The organism is Streptomyces sp. URMC 126 (genome assembly GCF_051386555.1).
GTDB lineage: Bacteria > Actinomycetota > Actinomycetes > Streptomycetales > Streptomycetaceae > Streptomyces.
In genome coordinates this window covers 17,939-35,222 of the sequence record NZ_JBPQTX010000037.1, presented here as the reverse complement: position 1 = coordinate 35,222, position 17,284 = coordinate 17,939, and the positions used below count along the sequence as shown (strand labels likewise).

Here is a 17,284-nt window from a genome sequence, read left to right as displayed (position 1 = left end):
CGGGAGACCGCCGGCCTCGACCGGGCCGGGAACGTCCGGCGGCTCGCCGCGCTCGCCGCCGCCGACGAGGACCGGATCGTCCTCGACCTCGACGGCATCCGCGCCCGCTACGACGAGCTCCGCCGCCGGCTCCCGGGCGTGGACGTCCGGTTCGCCATGAAGGCCTGCCCGGTCGACGAGGTGCTCGCCACCCTGGCCCGCGCGGGCGCCGGAGTGGACGCCGCGAGCCCGCTCGAAATGGAACAGGCCCTCCGGGCGGGCGTACCGGTGGCCCGGACCCACTACGGCAACACCGTCAAATCCGACCGGGACATCGCCCACGCCCACCGGCTCGGCGTCCGCGACTTCGCCACCGACAGCCTGGAGGACGTGGAGGCCATCGCCCGCCACGCCCCCGGTGCCCGCGTCTTCTGCCGCGTGGCGACCGGCGGGGAAGGCGCGCTGTGGGGCCTCACCCACAAGTTCGGCTGCCCGCCCGGCCAGGCCGTCCGCGTACTGGAACGGGCCCGCGAGCTCGGCCTGACCCCGTCCGGCCTCTCCGTGCACGTCGGCTCCCAGCAGATGACGGCCGAGGCCTGGTGCGCCGCCCTCACCGCCCTCGGCGGGGTCCTCACCCTCCTGCGCGACCGCGGCATCACCGTGGACCACGTCAACCTCGGCGGCGGCCTGCCCGCCCTCGGCTACCTCGACCGGCGGGGCGTCCCCCTCGACCCGCCCCTGGACGCCATCCTCACGGCGATCCGCGAGGGCACGGCCGACCTGCGCCGGATCCACGGCGCCCCGCTGGACTTCGTCATCGAACCCGGCCGCCACCTCGTCGCCGACCACGGAGCCGTCCGCGCCCACGTCGTCCGTCTCGCCGAGCGCCCCCACCCGGACGGCGGACCGCGGCACTGGCTCTATCTGAGCGTCGGCAAGTTCAACGGCCTGTACGAGATGGACGCGCTCCAGTACCGGCTGGTGTTCCCCGGGCGGCACGGCGACGGGTACGTCCCCGCCGTCCTCGCCGGGCCCACCTGCGACAGCGACGACGCCCACACACCCGGGCACGCGCCGGTCGAGGTCCCCGCAGACCTGGCCTCGGGCGACCCCGTCTGGGTGCTGTCCTCCGGCGCCTACGCCACCAGCTACATGACCCGCGGCTTCAACGGGATCGCCCCGCTGCCCTACACCTGCGTCGGAGGACAACGCCCGGACGCGCCCGCCGACGACCGGCCCGGGGGAGCGTGGCCACGGTGAGCGTCGGCATCCGCGTCCGCGGCATCACCGAATGCGACTGGGACGCCGTCGTGGCACTGGAGGCCGACGCCTACGCCCCGCTCGGCCTCTCCGAGGGGCCCGCCGCGCTGCGGTCCCGCGCGGACGCCTCCCCGGACACCTGCTTCGTGCTGGACGTCGGCTCCCGGCCGGCCGGCTACCTGCTGGCCCTGCCCTACCCCGCCGACCGCTGCCCGGACCTGACAGCGCCCGAAACACCGGGAGAACCGGCCGCCCCGGCCGCCAACCTCCACCTGCACGACATCGTCGTCGCGCCGCACCTGCGCCGCCGGGGGCTGGCCCGGCATCTGCTGCTGCACCTCACGCGCACCGCCCGGGCGCGGGGCGACGAGCGGATCTCCCTCGTCTCCGTCGGCGGCAGCGAGGCGTTCTGGTCGGCCCGCGGGTTCACCGCACACCCCCACGTCCCTCTCCCCGACGGCTACGGCCCCCACGCCGTCTACATGTCCCGGCCGGTGCCCGCCGACGACGCCGAGGACCCCGAACCGGGCGGGACGGCACCACACGGCCGGCCCGTGCACCACGAAGCGAGCTGATCCCCGTGCCCCGTCCCCACCCCTCCTTCCGGCGCGCCCACTGGGCCATCGTCGCGCTGTTCTGCTCCCTCGGCTTCCAGTACGCCACCTGGGCCGCCCGGATCCCGGCGCTCAAGACCGACCTCGGCCTGTCCGCGGCCGAGGTCGGCGTCCTGCTGATGGCCGCGGGCATCGGCGCGGCCGTCTCGTTCCCGCTGGTGGCCCTGCTGATGAAACGCCTGGGCTCCCCGCGGCTCGCCCTGCTGTCCCAGCTCGCCCTGGCCCTGCTGCTCCCCGCCCTGGCGGCGGCCCCGAACTACCCCGTCGCCCTGCTGGTCCTGGGCGTGGACGGCGTCTGCGTGGGCTGCCTCAACGTCGCCATGAACGCCCAAGGCGCGGCCCTCGAAGCCCGCTACGAGCGGACGGCCATGGCCAGGCTGCACGCGACGTTCAGCGGCGGCTCCCTGCTCGCCGCCCTCCTCGCCTCCGGCCTGACCGCCCTGACCCCGTCCCTCTGGGCGCACTTCGGCACCGCCGCCGCCCTCCTCGTCCTGCTCAACGCCGCCGCGCGAGGCGGCCTCCTCACGGAGGACGCGCCGGCCGAGGCGGCGGATGGCGAGACGACCGGGAAAGACGGGAAGGACGGGAAGGCACGGAAGCGCGGCCGGCGCGCCCTGCCGTCCCGGATCACCCTCTGGATGTGCTGCGCCATGGCCTTCGGCACCGTCACCGAGGGCGCCATGAACGACTGGTCCACCCTCTACATGAAGGACGTCGCCCACGCGTCCGCCGGGCTCGCGCCCCTGGGCATCGCCGTCGTCTCCGGGATGATGGTGGTGGCCCGCCTCTTCGCCGACGGCCGGCGCGACCGCTGGGGCGACGGCCGCGTCGTCCTCCTGGGCAGCGCCCTGGCCGCCGCGGGACTCGCCTTCGCGCTGCTCAGCGGGGGCGTGGCGGCGGCCCTCATCGGATTCGCCTGCGTCGGGCTGGGCACCGCGGCCGTGACCCCCTGCGTCTACGCGGCGGCGGCCCGGCAGGGCTCCGACTCCCTGACCCTGGTCGCCGCGATGGGCACCACGGGCCTGCTCGCCGGGCCGCCCCTCATCGGCTTCATCGCCAACGCGAGCAGCCTGGCCTGGGGCTTCGCCGCCGTCGCCGCGGCGGCGGGCGTGGTGTCCCTGTGCAGCACGCGCATCCGGTGGACACCGGTGAGCGGCTGAGGTCTCCACCCCTTCACCGGTTCCCGGGGCTGACGCCCCGGACCCCGAAACCGCGCGCCGCACGGTTGTCCTCGAACGCCGGACGGGCTGAGACGAGCCCGTCCGGCGTTCGGCCCGTCTACGGCGCCATCTCGTACGCCCCGGACAGCGCCTCGACGCGCTCCCAGACCCGCGCCGAGCGGCCCTCGTCGACGACCGGGCGGCGGACCGCGCCGAGCGCCCAGCGCTGCTGCTCCTCGGTGGCCGAGTCCTTGCCGTGCAGCTCGACGGCGTGCGCGGAGAAGTCGCGGACCAGCACGGCGCACAGCTCGTCCAGCACGTCCTCGTCCAGATCCGTCAGGCGCGCCTGCTCCAGGATCAGCTGCCCGTGCACGACCAGGGCGAACAACTGGCCCACGGACAGCAGCAGATCGAGGTCACGGCTCTGCTCCTCGTCCGGCGCGGCGGTGGTGACGAACGCGCACAGCGCGTCCGCCTGCTCGCGGAGACGGCCGACGTTGGGCAGGTGCGCGTACGCGTCGAAGGCGGTCCGCCAGTCGTGGAACCGGATGGAACCGAGGCCGCGCGCCGGGCCCTGGCGGAACAGGAACGCGTCGTCGGCCGCGTCGAGACGGGTCGGGACGGGCTCGTAACCGGCGGGCTCCAGCAGGTGGTTGCGGAGGAACTTGAGGATCAGCGCGAGGTTGACGTGGACCGTCCCCTCCAGCTTCGGCAGGCTGCGGATCTCGACGGCCGCCTGGGCGAAGTAGTTGTCCTTCTCGAAGCCCTTGGCCGCGATGACGTCCCACATGAGGTCGACGACCTTCTCGCCCTCGGTGGTCACCTTCATCTTCGTCATGGGGTTGAAGAGGAGGTAGCGGCGGTCGTCCGGGCCGGCGGAGCGGAAGTAGTCGACCGCGCGGTCGCTGAACAGCTTCATCCCGACCAGACGGACGTAGGCGTCGGTCAGCTCGCGGCGCACGTGCGGGAAGGCGGTGACCGGACGGCCGTAGAGGATCCGGTTGTGCGCGTGGGTGACGGCCTCGTACATCGCGTGCTCGCAGATGCCGATGGAGGCGGTGCAGAGGTTGAACTTGCCGACGTTCACGGTGTTGAGCGCGGCGTCGAAGGCGGCACGGCCGGTGTGCAGCACGTCCTCGGCACGGACCGGGTAGTCCTCCAGGCGGAACTCGCTGACGAACTTCGAGGAGTCGACGACGTTCTTCACCAGGTGGTACGCCGGGTGGCGGCTGTCCGCGGCGAAGAAGACGTAGCCGTCGGGGCCCTCGACGTCGGTGCGGCGGCCGAAGACGGAGACGAGGCCCGCCGCGTTGCCGTTGCCGATGTAGTACTTCGAGCCGGTGGCCCGGAAGCCGCCGGTACCCTCGCTGTCGTCCGGCTCCAGCAGCATGTCGGTCGAGTAGATGTCGGCGCCGTGCGTCTTCTCGGACAGGCCGAACGCGAACACCTCGCCGTCCGCCAGGAGTTCGGCGGCCCGGGCGCGGGCGGCGGCGTTGTCGCTCTGCCACACCGGGCCGAGGCCGAGGATGGTGACCTGCCACGCGTACCAGTAGTCGAGGCCGTAGAAGCCGAGGATCTCGTTGAGCGCGGCGATCCGGGCGGTGTCCCAGCGCTTGTCCCCGGCCCCTTCCGCCGCGCCGGCGGCCGCCGCCGGGGTGAGGAAGGTCGCGAAGAGGCCCTCCTTGGCGGCGAAGGCGAGGAAGTCCGCGAGCCAGGCGCGGGACCGGTAGTCCTCGATCAGCTTGCGCTTGCCGCGCTCCTCGAACCAGTCGACCGTGGCGCGCAGCAGGCGGCGGGTCTCGGGGTCGAAGTGCGCCGGGTCGTAGGTGCGCGGGTTGAACAGCAGCGGGTCGGCCATGGAGGTTCGCCTTTCCGGCTCGGAGGATGAGGGCTGGGGGGGATGAGGGCTGGGGGATGTCGGAGGTGTCCGGCGCCGGGCGCGCGCTCAGCCGTGCGCTCGCCCGTACGCCCGCCCGCGCTCAGTCGTGCGCTCGGCCTTGCGCGGTGCCGATGCGGCGCAGGGTGGCCAGGACGTCGTCGAGCCACGCGAGCGTCATCCGCTCGTACGCGATCCCGCCGCGCAGGACGGCGTGCTGGAGCTCCTGCCCGGTGTCGAGGGTTCCGGGCGCTTCGGGTCCGGTGAAGTCGCGACGCTCGCCCGCGAGGTAGTGGGCGAGCCGCTCGGAGTGGACGCGGTGGTGCCGCTCGACCTCGCCGACCAGCGCGGCGGGATCGCCGAAGGCCGCTCCGCGGATCTTCACCGCGAGGTCGTGCCGCAGGCCCTCCGGCTCCACCGGCTCGGACAGCCACCGGGCAAGGACCTCCCGGCCCGGGGCCGCCACCGAGTACTCCTTCTTGTCCGGCCGGCCCTGCTGGGCCACCTCCCGGACGTCGATCCAGCCGTCGCCCACCATCCGCTTCAGGACCCGGTAGATCTGCTGGTGGGTGGCGGTCCAGAAGTACCCGATGGACCGCTCGAACCGCCGGGCCAGCTCATAGCCGGAGCCCGGCTGCTCCAGCAGGGAGACGAGGATCGCGTGTTCGAGCGCCATGCCCTGGATCATCTATGCAACTCGTTTCATAGGAAAGAGCCGCCGCCCGAGTGAGACCGGGCTCACCCCGCCCGCCCGGCCCTCCGCCCGCTTTCCGCCCCTCGCCCGCGGTCTACGGCTCGCGGCCCATCAGCCGCAGCAGACGGTCCTGCCCGGACCCGCCGGCCGGCGACGGCTCCGCCGCCGGACCGTAGTAGGTGTGGCCGGCCGAGAGAGGACTCTCACTGACCCCTTCGTAGATCCACTCGAACCGGTCGAGGACCCACCGCACCGTGCCCGCGTCGAGCCGCTCGTCGAGGCCGACCGCGCGGGCGAGGTCCCAGGTGTGCGTGATCGCGTCCACCACGTACAGGCCCAGCAGCCGGCGGCCGGGGACCGGGCCGAAGGGGTAGTCGACGGTCCGGTCGAGCGCACCGGCGGCGTGGAAGGCCGCCCGGCATTCGGCCACCGCCTCCCGGTAGGCGGTCACCGGGTCGCCCTCGACCGCGTCCGGATCCAGACCGGCCAGGAACTCGGCGCTGCCGCCGCCGCGCAGGAGCGCGGTGTAGAGGCGACTGCCCTGGACCATGTGCCCGGCCAGCCGGCGCACGTTCCACTCGGTGCACGGCGTGGGCATGCCCCAGGCCGTGCCGGGCACCTCCCGCAGCCGGGCGCCGAACCCCTCGGCCGCGATGTCGAAGCGGCTGAGCAGGGTGTTGTCGTCGGTGATGTTCGTGTCGTTCATGGGCCTGAGTCTGGTCACCGCGCGCCGCCTTCTCCGGCGGAAATCGGACGTCCAGCGGGGGAGACGGCGTGGGCGTCGTCCTCCTGCCCGTCCCCGAGCCCGTCGGTCGTCGCGCGCCGTCAGTGATCAGGGATCGGTGTGCGGGCGGAGAGGAAAAGCGCCCAGGACACACACGCGAAGGAGGCGGTGGAGGCCAGGGCACGGATCAGGTTCCATCGCACCCAGGCGCTCTCGAAGGCGCTGCGGACAGCGGCGAGATCCGTGGCGCTCTCCGCGGAACCGGCCGCCGCGAGACGATTGTTGAGCGGTACGTTGGCCACGCCGGTGATCACCAGTACGGCGAGCTGGAAGGCGGCGGCCGCCGCGAGCCACACCAACGCGGCGCGACCGCCGCCGCGCGGCTCCAGCGCGGCGGCGAGCACGATAAGCGCCAAGGGACCCAGGAAGGAGAGCATGAACCACCCGTTGAGGATGGCCACATTGATCTCTCGCATCGCCTCGACGAAACTCCGGTCGTCGGACCGGGCCAGTCCGGGCATCACGGAGCAGGCGTACGCGTAGAAGAGCCCGGCGCCCAGCCCGCTGGTCACCACCGCACCGAACAGGACCGCAGTGCGAAAATCCGACATACCCGTAACCCCCGTCCACCGTGCCGTGCCGTCAGTCAACCGGCCGGGCCCGCCGTCGGCCATGGCCGAGAACCCCGGCCGCATAAGCGAGCGTCCGGTGGCCCCCGCGCCGCCCGGCGGGGACGCGCTCGACGCGCTGCTGACCGGCACCCGGGCCCAGGGCGCCTTCCTGCTGCGCTCGGTGTTCGACCCGCCCTGGGCGATCCGGGTCGAGGACGGGGCACCGCTGACCGTCCTGACCATGTTCCGCGGCGAGGGCTGGATTCTGCACGACCGGCGGCCCGCCGTGCGGCTGCGCCCGGGCGACCTCGCGGTCGTGCGAGGCCCCGAGCCGTACACGGTCGCCGACCACCCCTCGACCGAGCCGCGGTGGACCGTCCACCCCGGGCAGGTGGCGACGGACCGGGCCGGGAACGAAGTGTGCGCGGAACTCCATCGCGGCGTCCGGACCTGGGGCGTACGCCTGGACGCCGCCCACGTACTCGTCAGCGGTACCTACCAGATGCCCGGCGAGGTCGGCCGGCGCCTGCTGCACACCCTGCCGAACGCGCTGCTGCTCACCGCCGGGGAGTGGCACTCGCCGCTGCTGCCGCTGCTGCGGGAACAGATGGGACGCGACGAACCGGGACAGACGACCGTCCTGGACCGGCTGCTCGACCTGATCCTGATCGGCGCGCTGCGCGCCTGGCTCACGCGGGAAGGCGCCGCGGCCCCCGCCTGGTACCGCGCCCACGGCGACCCGGTGGTGGGCCCCGCGCTCGGCCTGCTGCACGCCGACCCCGCCCGCTCGTGGACGGTCGCCGCCCTCGCCGCCGAGACCGGCGTCTCCCGCGCCGTCCTCGCCCGCCGCTTCACCGAACTGGTCGGCGAACCGCCGATGGCCTACCTCACCGACTGGCGCCTCTCCCTGGCCGCCGACCTTCTCGCCTCCTCCGACGCCACCTTGGCCGCCGTCGCCCGGCAGGTCGGGTACGGCAGCGCCTTCGCGCTCAGCGCGGCGTTCAAGCGCGTCCGCGGCCTCAGCCCCGCCCAGCACCGCGTCGCCTGCCGCGCGCGACCGGCCGAGCCGGGACCGGCGGCTTCCTGAGCGGAGGCCCGCGCTCCGGGCCGGCCGCCGGCCGTGCGCCGCGCCGAGAACGCGAGGCCCGGCCGGACGGCGGTGCCGGTACGGCGGTTTGTAGAGTCTCGGCTCATGGGAACCGAGACAGGAGGCGGGGCGGCCCCGGGCGCGGGGCGGGGCTTCGGGCCGTCCGCCGACGGGCAGGAGCACGGCACCGAGGCGCGAGGGGGCTTCGGCCCGCCCGGGTCGGGGCCGTCGGTGGGAGCCGGGCTGCCCGTCACCGGAACGCCCGGCTCAAGTCAGGCCGGCTTCAGGCCACCCGAGTTCGGGCCACCCGGTTTCGGCCCGCCCGAGTTCGGGCCATCGCCGGAGACCGGCGGCCAGGCATCCTCCGCCGCCTGGCCACCGCCCGCCACTGCCTGGCAGCCGCCCTCCGAAGTCGAGCGCGGTCTGTACGAGGCGAAGACGCGCCAGGACTGGGCCGCCTACTTCGACGTCCTGGCGGGCGCCTACCTCTACCACCCCATGCCCAGGGCCGACGCCGACCAGGGCCTCGTCGTCCACACGCCCTACTGGAACCCTCAAGTGGGCGCCCACACGCTCGGGTTCTTCACCCATGGCGTACTGCCCGCGCCCGTCGCCGACACGGTGTACTTCCGCCGGTCGCTGGGCCGGCTGGCCGAGGAGTGGTACGACGACAGGCTCTGGCTGTCCGTCAACCCGGGCACCCCCAGCGAGGCTTGCTTCCCGGCCACCGCGGCCCACCGCGCACTGTGGACCCGGCACGCCGAATCCGTCCCGCTCCAGCCGGCGGGAGCGCTGCGCACCCTGCGCGTCGGAGGCCCCCTCCAGGGCGAGGTCGCGCACGGCCTCGCCTGCGGGGCGCTGCTGTGCGTCAGCAACGGCTCCCTGTGGAACGCCATGGCCTGGCACGGCACCGGCTACCGGGGAGAGCGCGAGCGCCTGCGCGACTGGTGGGACATCACCACCCGCGAACAGTGGCAGCAGACCGTGGAGACCCTGCTGCGCGGCCGGGCGATCAGTCCGCCGTGGGAGTTCGTCCTGGGAGTGCGGCGCACTCTGGCACGGGAGTACGGGGGACCGGTGGAAGCCGGCCACTGGCGGGAGGTGACCGCCCGGGTGCTGCGGGCGCGCGCCGCCGAGGCAGGCTTCGGCGGCGACGGCCCCGGCGAGGGCGACGGCGGCTCCGACGGCGACGGCCCCGGCGGTGACGGCCCGGACGTGGAGGCCGAGATCCGACGCGTGGGACAACTCATCGGGCGCATCACCCGCTACGAGGCCAGGTTCCGCGCCGACGGGCTGCTCCGCGGGAACCGGTCCGTCCGTTCCGTGCTGGCCTGGGACTTCGGCCGGGCGTCGAAGATGGCCCGCTGGGGCCTCGGCGCCCGCTTCTGCGACATGCGGGAGGCCGAGTCGGCCGTGGTGCGCGCGAGCCGGGTCAGCCGGATCGAATACCACTCGTGGGAGGACTTCTCCGCCGGCTACATCCTGGGCCGCTGTCTGCACTTCGACGAGGAGGAGTTCGGACCGTGGTACGAGGAGATGCTCCAGGCACACCGCATTCTGACCGCCGACCCGGAAAGCCCTTGGCTGACGATCCCTTGGTGAGGGTTCCGCCGGCGCGGGGGACCGTCGGGGACGCCCGATGACCCCTCCCGCTGGCACGGCGCTTGCGTTAACCGCCAGCGCCATTGCACCACTTTTCCGACGCGACCTGCGGATTTCTCCGGGCCCCGCCCGTTACTCGTTGACGGTGAAGTGAGACCCCCCGTAGTTTCGCGATCCGAAAAGCCGGCGAGGGACGCGCGTCGGTCAGTGATGTCGGGCGCGGCGGCCCGCCGGGAGCGGAGAGGTATCGCCGTACCGCGCCGCGTCACCGTCCCTACGAGTCCCGGGTGTTCGGCCGCGCAGTTCCCTTTGACGAAGGAGTCCGAAAGTGCCGAAGAGAAGCCGTTGGACCAAGCCGCTGTCGACCGCCGGGGTCGGCCTGGCCGCACTCGTCATGTCCGTGACCGCGCTGGGCGGACAGGCGTCCGCCGAAATGGTCGAGGGAATCGAGATCGAGGACAGCGTTGTCGCCGCCGACAACGCCGAGGACATCACGGCGGCCATACCGTGCATCACCAGCCCCGGTGTCAAGACGTGTTTCGACAAGAACGGCGACAAGGTCTACGTCAAGGACACCAAGGGCAACGGAAAGTCCGCGGTCGGCCTGTGGTCGACGAATTACGGCCGGTCCGGCGGTTGCCGGAACAAGCTGACGGCCGGCAAATGGGCCGTCTGCAACTACAACATGCGGGAGGAGGGGCACATTCAGCTGGAGAACGCCCAGTACGACGCTGAGACGCGTACGCTCACCCGCTTCGACCCGCGGGCGCTCTCCGTCTGGCTGCCCATCTGACCCTCCTCGCCACCTCGGCCACGCCGCGGCCGCCGTCGTGTTCGACGGCGGCCGTACGGCGTCGCGCCCGCGGTTCAGGTGGCGCCGTGGTACGCCACGCCCAGGATGAGGACGGCCACCGCGGTGGCCAGGAACACGATCCCGCCGACGATGTTCCGCGAGCCGACCCGCAGATGGGCGATGATCGCGCCGATGAAGTACAGCACGAGGCCGGAGGCGGCCAGCGTTCCGAGGATCGGCACGGCGAGCCCGGCGAGCAGCCCCAGGGTGCCCGCCGCCAGCAGCAGGCCCAGCACGGGGACGTACTTCCGGGGTATGCCCTTCATGTCCGCCTGGGACTTGGGGTACTCGTGACCGATCAGATAGGTGACGGCGGCGGCACCGTTGAAGACCGCGCCGAGGACGGTGACCGTGACGAAGGCGATGAACACGTTCTCTCCGTTCCGCTGAGGTGGAGACGGTGCCGCGGGAGGGGCCGGGTGCGGTACGCCGTGCTCCGGAAGACAGGCGGGCGACCTCGAAGCCGGCGTCCCCAACACCGGTGGTGCGTCGCGAGGTTGCGGTCGCGCAATGACGTCGCGCGCTGGTGATCGTACCTGGGTGTCGGCAGAGGTGATCACCCGGTGTCGGGAGGGTGTTCGACAAGTACTGCAACATCAAGGGTTGTTGGAGGCCGCGCGGGCACGGGGGAGTGGTGTGCTCAGTACGGTCGATCGGAGCACGCCTGGCCGACGGCGGGTGCCGGCGCCCGCACCGACGCTACGAGTGCGAGGCCGGCCACCTCCCCGCCCTCGTCGGCAAGGCCGCCGCTCTCATCGGTTACCGCGGATCGACGGCCCTGCTCACGGCCTGAGCCGGTCCTGCTGCACGTCGAAACAGACCAGTCCCATGGACTCCGCCACGGCTGCCGCGTAGGCCGACGCCTCCTCGGCCATGCTCCACCGCATGGGGAAATAGATCAGCGGCCCACTGGCCTCGTCGATCAACGGGCCGGTCGACCAGGGGGAGGTGTCCTCCTCGTCCTCGGTGATGTCGCACCACCGCTCAAGCAGCGCGGCCACATAAGCCGCTATGCGTTCCGAGGGAGGCTCTCCCGCCTCACTTCCGATGTATCGGTCGTACAGATCGCTGAAGACCCGGCCGGCGGTCTCGTCATCCGCCGGTCTCTCGCCTTCCCAGACAGCAAGGTCGTAGCTCATGTCTCGGAGGCTCTCACAGCGCACTGACATCGCCCGTGGCCGTCCGACAGCACGAACCCGAACGGAGAGAAGCGGCGCCCAGGTACCTCTCCCGCATGGCCCCGGGCTCGCGGCGGATCCCGCACCCGGGCCGATCGCGACCGGCCTGCCGGCGCGTCGGCACAACCACCCGGAGGACCCGGGAGGCGCAGCGGAAGGAGCTCCGCCTCTCCGATCGGAGGACACAGGGTTCCCCCGCCGGACCGGCCCGTCGTCCGACGGGGCCCGGCCGCCAGGAATCCTAGCCTGGGCCGGGAAGGCGGGGCGGAGAGCAGCGCCCCCGCCGCGCTCGTCCCTTCGGGAGGAAATCTTGACTTCCTCACGGAATTTCCAGGTCCACCGCGATGAAACAGGCCCCCGCCACTCCGGGGGCGACCCCGGCCGGATCAGCCTCATAGACCGCGGAAGTTCCGCTTCCGTGTCGGGACGCTCTCGCCGGCCGCGTACGGCGCCCTCCCCGACGGCTCCCCGCGCAGGGGGAGGCAGCCGGTGACCGCGACGACCGTACCCGCCGCCGCGGGCCGCCGCTGCCGTTCGGCGCTCGTGGTGTGCTGCCTGGCCGTGTTCATGGTCGGCCTCGACTCGACCGCGCTGAATGTCGCGCTGCCCGCCGTGCGGCGGGAGTTGAACGCGTCCGTGCCCGCGACGCAGTGGATGATGGACGCGTACAACCTGCTGGTGGCGTCGCTGATCCTGCTCGCCGGATCGGTGGCCGACCGGGCGGGGCACCGGCGGCTGCTCCTGCTCGGATTCGCCCTGTTCACGGCCGGCTCCGCCCTGTGCGGGCTGGCGTCTTCGGCGGGTGAGCTGATCATCTTCCGGGCGGTGCAGGGCCTGGGCGGGGCCGTGCTCGCCCCCGTCTCGCTGTCGGTCATCACCCACGTCGCCCCGGACAAGGCGTACCGGGCCCGGGCCATCGGCGCCTGGACCGCGGCCTTCGCGGTCGGTATGGCGGCCGGGCCGCTGCTCGGCGGCCTGCTGGTGGCCGGCGGCGGCTGGCGAACCGTCTTCTGGATCAACGTGCCGGTGGGAGCCGCCGCGCTGACCTTCGCCGTTCGCGGGCTCCCCGCGTCGCGGGCCGCCGTCGCCCGGCGGCCGGATCCGGTCGGGCAGGTGCTGCTGATCGCCCTGCTGGGCCCGCTCACGTACGCCGTCATCGACGCCCCGCACCGCGGCGTCCTCGCACCGCCGGTACTGACCGCGGCCGCAGTCGCCGCCGCCGCGCTCGCCGGTCTGGTGGTGTACGAGCGCCGCCGGACCGAGCCCCTGATCGATCTGCGGTGCTTCCGCAGCGTGCCGTTCAGCGGGGCGGTGGTCATCTCGTTGAACTCCTTCGCGGTGCTGGGCGGCTTCCTCTTCCTCAGCACCTTCTACCTGCAGGACGCGCGCGGGCTCTCCCCGCTGCTCGCCGGCCTCTGGACGCTGCCCATGCCCGCCGCGGCGGTCGCCTTCGCGCCACTGGCCGGCCGTATCCAGGGCCGCCGCGGGCCCCGGATCCCGCTGACGTTGGCGGGCGCGGCCCTGGCGGCGGGCTCCCTCCTCTTCGCCGTGGGAGGGACGGACTGCGGCACCGTCCCCACCGTCATCGGCTACGCCTGCGTCGGCGCCGGCATCGGTCTGGTGGACGTCCCGGCGACCCACCTCGCTGTCGACGGCATGCCCAGGGAACGGGCCGGCGTGGCCTCGGGCATCAGCACGACGAGCTGCCGGGTCGGGGTGTCGCTCGGCGTAGCGGTCATCGGCGCGGTCCTCTCGGCCGGCCTTCCCCCGGGCTCCGCCCCCGGCGTCGCCCGGTTCGCCGACGCGGCGGGGCCGGCCTGGTGGCTGATGGGGGCGTGCGGAGCGCTGGTGATGCTGCTGGGCGCCCTGGTGACGCGTGCCGAACCAGCCCGTCCGCGACCCGAAGACGCGCGCCGCGGGCGCATTGGCCAGGGGACCCGGCCCTCCCGGGAAACGGTGAACGGGTGAGACCAGGGCACGGCCCCAGGCGGCTGCCACCCCACCGGCGGGCATCCGGTGCCCGAGCGCCGAGAGACGGGTCGCTCGCCGTACGCCCGGTGAGCCGGGAACGGCTGATCAGGAGGCCGGCACGCCGGAAGACGCGGGCCCGGGCCTGTGCTCACCGAGGACATGGTGGACGACGACAGGCTCACTGACGACGGCGAAGGCGGCTGGGAAGCGGCCGACGGTTGCGAAGAATCGCGACCGGCCGAGCGACACAGGACGCCGGAAGACCGGGAGGAGCCGGTGGCCGCCCGCTCCCGGGGGTACCTTGTCTCCCCTTGTCTTCGTCGTCTTCGTCCCGAGGGGAAAGCCGATGACTCGTCCGACGGCCGAGGACCGCGACGGTCACCGGCGCGCCGGGCCGCGGGAGTGGGCCGGCCTGGTCGTCCTCACCCTGCCGGTACTGCTGATCTCCATCGACGTCACGGTGCTGGGCTTCGCCGTCCCACAGCTCGGTGAGGACCTGGAACCCACCGGCCCGCAACTGCTGTGGATCGTGGACGTCTACTCGTTCGTCCTCGCCGGCCTGCTCGTCACCATGGGCACTCTGGGCGACCGCATCGGCAGGCGCAAGCTGCTGACCATGGGCTGCCTGGGGTTCGGGGCGGCCTCCATGATGGCCGCCTACGCCCCCGACCCCTCCACCCTCATCGCGGCCCGCGCGCTGCTGGGCGTCGCCGGCGCCACGCTGATGCCCTCGACCCTCTCGCTGCTGCGCAACCTCTTCCACGACGAGGCCCAGCGGCTGACGGCCCTGGCCGCGTGGGGCTCGGCGTTCAGCGCGGGGTCGGCCCTGGGGCCGATCCTCGGCGGCTGGCTCCTGACCCACTTCTGGTGGGGATCGGTCTTCGCCGTCAACCTGCCGGTCGCCGTCGTGGCCCTCGTCGCGATCCCGATGCTCCTCCCCGAGAGCCGCGACCCGGCCGCCGGCCGTCTCGATCTGCCCAGCGTGGCCCTGGTGATGCTCGCGACCCTCCCCTTCGTCTACGGGATCAAGTCCCTCGCCGCACGGGACGCCGCCGTGCCGGCGGTGGGCTGCATGGCGTTCGGCGTCGCCGCCGGGTACCTGTTCGTACGGCGCCAGCGCGCCCTGGCCGACCCCGTCATCGACGTGCGGCTGTTCGGCGTGCGGCGCTTCACCGGTGCCGTCACCGCGAACCTGATGCTGATGTTCGCGATGGGCGGCACCATGTTCCTCCTGCCGCAGTACGTCCAACTCGTCCTCGGCCTCTCGCCGTTGGCCGGTGGACTCCTCCTGTTGCCCGGGGCGGTGCTCTCGGTCGCCGCCGGCTTCGTCGCGGCGGCCGCCGGCCGGCGCGTCGGCCCGCGCCGCTTGGTGCCCGTCGGCCTCCTGCTCACCGCCGTGGGCATGGCCGCGCTCGCCCTGCTCGACGCCGGCCACGCCACCACCGTCGTCGTCCTCGCCTTCGCCGTGCTGAGCCTGGGCATCGGCGCCGCCATGACCCTCACCAACGAACTCGTCCTGGCCGCCGTGTCACCGGACCGGGCGGGCGCCGCTTCGGGAGTCTCCGAGACGGCGGTCGAACTCGGCGCCGCCTTCGGCATCGCCCTGCTCGGCAGCCTCACCAGCGCCCTCTACCGCTCCCACCTCCACCGGGTGGACGCCATCCCCGACACCGGCATGGACAAGGCCCGTGAAGCGCTCAGCGACGCGGCGGCCGTCGCCCACCAGACCGGCGGCGGCGCCGGCCACGCGCTGCTGGACTCCGCCCGTGACGCCTTCACGACCGGCCTCCGGACCACGGGCCTCGCGGCAGGAGTACTCCTCGCCGTCGCCGCGGTCCTCATCACGTACATGCTCCGCGACCCCGGGACGGGGGACCCGGCCGCCGACGGCTGACCGAGGGGGGAAACGGCGCGAGGAGAGCGGTTACGGCACGCCGGGGTCTCCCCGGAGGCTGTCATGATCGCGACCATGGACGAGACAAGCGAGATTCTGAGGCGGGAATTCGACGCGGAGGAAGGGAGCTTCCTGCTGCGGCTGCGCGGTGACCTGGAGTGGGACCGGGCCGCCTTCACCCGCCTGGAAGGGGCGATGCGCGTCGTATGCGAGCGATCCCAGTCCCACGAGAAGCTCGACCGGTGGGTCGCCGAAGGCTTCCATGAGGTCGCGACCTGGGTACCGTCGTGGACCTCGCACCCGGACTTCCCTAAACCGACGCCCGATTCCTACTTCGAAGACTGCCTCGAACGCATCGGAGATCTTGCCAACTGGTACTTCCGGGGCCGGCACGACTATTCCGAGGGACACGTCTGGACCGACCTCTGACGACGCCGGCTGCTCGGTCGAGCCGCGTAGTCCGAAGAATGGGGTCGGGTCACTTGAGCTGCGGCCGCCATTCGAAGAGCAGAATGGTCGCGTCGTCCCGCAGCCGGTTGCGCTGGTAATCGAGGATGGCGTGGATGAGCAGCCGCAGTACCTCCGCGGGGCGTTGGCCGGCCGCGGAGGAGCGGATGATGAAGTCCGTGAACCGGCCGAGGCCGAACTCGGCACCCTCCGCGTCGCGGGCCTCCACGACACCGTCGGTGTAGAGGAGGACGCAGTCGCCCGGCTCCAGCGTCGTCCGGTGGGTCTGCCGGGCGACTCGGCCGGACAGGTCGGCCAGGCCGATCGGTGGCTGCGGCGGACGGTCCAGCGCCCCGTCCAGCACCCGCCCCGCACGGATCAGCAGGGGTGGTGGGTGACCACAGTTGACCCAACTCAGCTCCCCGGTCCGTACGTCCAGCCGGCACATGACACCGGTGCAGAAATGGTCGGGCAGCCATCGGGCGAGCGCCCGGTCCACGGAGCCGACGACGTCGGTCATCTCGCCACCGCAGCGACGGGCGTTGCGCGCCGCCGCCATGGCCACCGACGTGGTGAGGCCGGAGGCCAGATCGTGGCCCATGGAGTCGATGATCATCGTGTGCAGCACGTCCTTGACCACCGCGTGATCGAAGGCGTCCCCGGCGATGTCGTACGCCGGTTCCAGGACGGCGGTCGACACGCACCTCGCGCTGCCGATGGTGCGGGGTGGCAGGAAGGCGCGCAGCATCTCGCTGGGCAGCCCCATGGTCGCGGTACGGGTGCGGGCGGCGAGCCAGTCGCTGTAAGCGCGTTTGGAGGTGATCAGCATGGCGAAGAAGTGGGCCAGCATCCGGCTGCGGCGCAGGCCCGCCGCGTCGAGCGAGGCGGTCCGCACCGCCAGCACGCCCAGCCGCTCCGCACCGTCGACGAGGGGCATCCAGACGGTCACGTCGTCGTCGGTGTCCGCCACCCGCGGGGAGAGCGTGCGATACGCCCAACCGGCCGGTGAGTGATCCACCGGCAGGGGTTCCATGGCCTCGTCGAGCGGGATGAGCAGTTGCTGTTGCAGGTCTACGAGGTAGATCAGAGCAGAGCCCAGACCGAGGGCCGCCGCGCACCGGTGCGCCAGGCCCGGCATCTCGACGGGCAGGGCGGTCTGCGCCTCGATGATGAGCTCTTCCAGCCGTTTCTCATCGACGGCGCCGTCGGGGGCAGCGGGCACGAGCGGTGTGTCCTGCACCTTGATCACCCCTTCCGTCCCAGTCTCACACCGATCCCGGCCCCGCTCACGTCGATCACGATCGCGCGGGCAGCGATATCGGGACGAGGGCGGC

The 17,284-nt window shown here is 72.9% G+C and carries 16 protein-coding genes; 9 read left to right on the top strand and 7 right to left on the bottom strand.

What is annotated here, in order from left to right:
- The first annotated feature begins 75 nt into the window (after positions 1-75).
- Genes ACSNOK_RS07450 through ACSNOK_RS07440 form a run of 3 tightly spaced genes read left to right on the top strand, consistent with a single transcriptional unit; the run spans position 76 to position 3,013 of the window.
- Positions 76-1,239 (top strand): type III PLP-dependent enzyme, encoded by a 1,164-nt coding sequence (locus ACSNOK_RS07450; RefSeq protein ID WP_436779792.1) that lies wholly within the window; start codon positions 76-78, stop codon positions 1,237-1,239.
- Entirely contained in the window at positions 1,236-1,814 is a 579-nt protein-coding gene (locus ACSNOK_RS07445) for a GNAT family N-acetyltransferase (protein WP_436779790.1), read from the top strand. The genes ACSNOK_RS07450 and ACSNOK_RS07445 overlap by 4 nt, the downstream gene beginning before the upstream one ends.
- Before the next feature lie 5 nt (positions 1,815-1,819).
- The gene (locus tag ACSNOK_RS07440; protein ID WP_436779789.1) at positions 1,820-3,013 is read left to right on the top strand and encodes an MFS transporter; all 1,194 of its coding nucleotides are present in this window, start codon (positions 1,820-1,822) and stop codon (positions 3,011-3,013) included.
- A gap of 118 nt (positions 3,014-3,131) precedes the next feature.
- Here ACSNOK_RS07440 and ACSNOK_RS07435 read toward each other — a convergent pair whose 3' ends face one another.
- The 4 genes from ACSNOK_RS07435 to ACSNOK_RS07420 form a co-directional block, all read right to left on the bottom strand.
- Entirely contained in the window at positions 3,132-4,871 is a 1,740-nt protein-coding gene (locus ACSNOK_RS07435; protein ID WP_436779788.1) for an acyl-CoA dehydrogenase family protein, read from the bottom strand.
- A 121-nt stretch (positions 4,872-4,992) separates the two neighbouring features.
- Complete coding sequence (locus ACSNOK_RS07430) at positions 4,993-5,565, bottom strand: PadR family transcriptional regulator (protein ID WP_436779787.1); 573 nt, start codon at positions 5,563-5,565, stop codon at positions 4,993-4,995.
- Between the two features lie 112 nt (positions 5,566-5,677).
- Positions 5,678-6,289 carry a TIGR03086 family metal-binding protein gene (locus ACSNOK_RS07425; RefSeq protein WP_436779786.1) on the bottom strand — a complete coding sequence of 204 codons (612 nt, stop codon included), beginning with the start codon at positions 6,287-6,289 and terminating at the stop codon, positions 5,678-5,680.
- A gap of 119 nt (positions 6,290-6,408) precedes the next feature.
- Complete coding sequence (locus tag ACSNOK_RS07420; protein WP_436779785.1) at positions 6,409-6,918, bottom strand: DUF1772 domain-containing protein; 510 nt, start codon at positions 6,916-6,918, stop codon at positions 6,409-6,411.
- 61 nt (positions 6,919-6,979) lie between these two features.
- Here ACSNOK_RS07420 and ACSNOK_RS07415 point away from each other — a divergent pair, with 61 nt between their 5' ends.
- From ACSNOK_RS07415 to ACSNOK_RS07405, 3 genes are all read left to right on the top strand, one after another.
- On the top strand, positions 6,980-8,005 hold the full coding sequence (locus ACSNOK_RS07415; protein WP_436779784.1) for an AraC family transcriptional regulator: 1,026 nt from the start codon (positions 6,980-6,982) through the stop codon (positions 8,003-8,005).
- Positions 8,006-8,110: 105 nt separating this feature from the next.
- Positions 8,111-9,607, top strand: coding sequence for a DUF1266 domain-containing protein (locus ACSNOK_RS07410; protein WP_436779783.1), 1,497 nt, complete (start codon positions 8,111-8,113; stop codon positions 9,605-9,607).
- Between the two features lie 328 nt (positions 9,608-9,935).
- Positions 9,936-10,400 carry a hypothetical protein gene (locus ACSNOK_RS07405; RefSeq protein WP_436779782.1) on the top strand — a complete coding sequence of 155 codons (465 nt, stop codon included), beginning with the start codon at positions 9,936-9,938 and terminating at the stop codon, positions 10,398-10,400.
- 74 nt (positions 10,401-10,474) lie between these two features.
- Here ACSNOK_RS07405 and ACSNOK_RS07400 read toward each other — a convergent pair whose 3' ends face one another.
- Both ACSNOK_RS07400 and ACSNOK_RS07395 read right to left on the bottom strand, forming a co-directional pair.
- Entirely contained in the window at positions 10,475-10,831 is a 357-nt protein-coding gene (locus ACSNOK_RS07400; protein WP_436779781.1) for a DoxX family protein, read from the bottom strand.
- A gap of 411 nt (positions 10,832-11,242) precedes the next feature.
- Entirely contained in the window at positions 11,243-11,599 is a 357-nt protein-coding gene (locus ACSNOK_RS07395) for a hypothetical protein (protein WP_436779780.1), read from the bottom strand.
- A 528-nt stretch (positions 11,600-12,127) separates the two neighbouring features.
- Here ACSNOK_RS07395 and ACSNOK_RS07390 point away from each other — a divergent pair.
- The 3 genes from ACSNOK_RS07390 to ACSNOK_RS07380 all read left to right on the top strand — a co-directional run bounded on the left by ACSNOK_RS07390 (position 12,128) and on the right by ACSNOK_RS07380 (position 15,932).
- Positions 12,128-13,606 (top strand): MFS transporter, encoded by a 1,479-nt coding sequence (locus ACSNOK_RS07390; protein ID WP_436779779.1) that lies wholly within the window; start codon positions 12,128-12,130, stop codon positions 13,604-13,606.
- A gap of 349 nt (positions 13,607-13,955) precedes the next feature.
- Positions 13,956-15,503 (top strand): MFS transporter, encoded by a 1,548-nt coding sequence (locus tag ACSNOK_RS07385; RefSeq protein WP_436779778.1) that lies wholly within the window; start codon positions 13,956-13,958, stop codon positions 15,501-15,503.
- Positions 15,504-15,566: 63 nt separating this feature from the next.
- A complete protein-coding gene (locus tag ACSNOK_RS07380) occupies positions 15,567-15,932 on the top strand; it encodes a hypothetical protein (protein WP_436779777.1) in 366 nt (121 codons plus the stop codon).
- Between the two features lie 49 nt (positions 15,933-15,981).
- Here the strand turns inward: ACSNOK_RS07380 and ACSNOK_RS07375 are convergent, their stop codons facing one another.
- Positions 15,982-17,199 (bottom strand): PP2C family protein-serine/threonine phosphatase, encoded by a 1,218-nt coding sequence (locus ACSNOK_RS07375; protein ID WP_436779776.1) that lies wholly within the window; start codon positions 17,197-17,199, stop codon positions 15,982-15,984.
- Between the last annotated feature and the right edge of the window lie 85 nt (positions 17,200-17,284).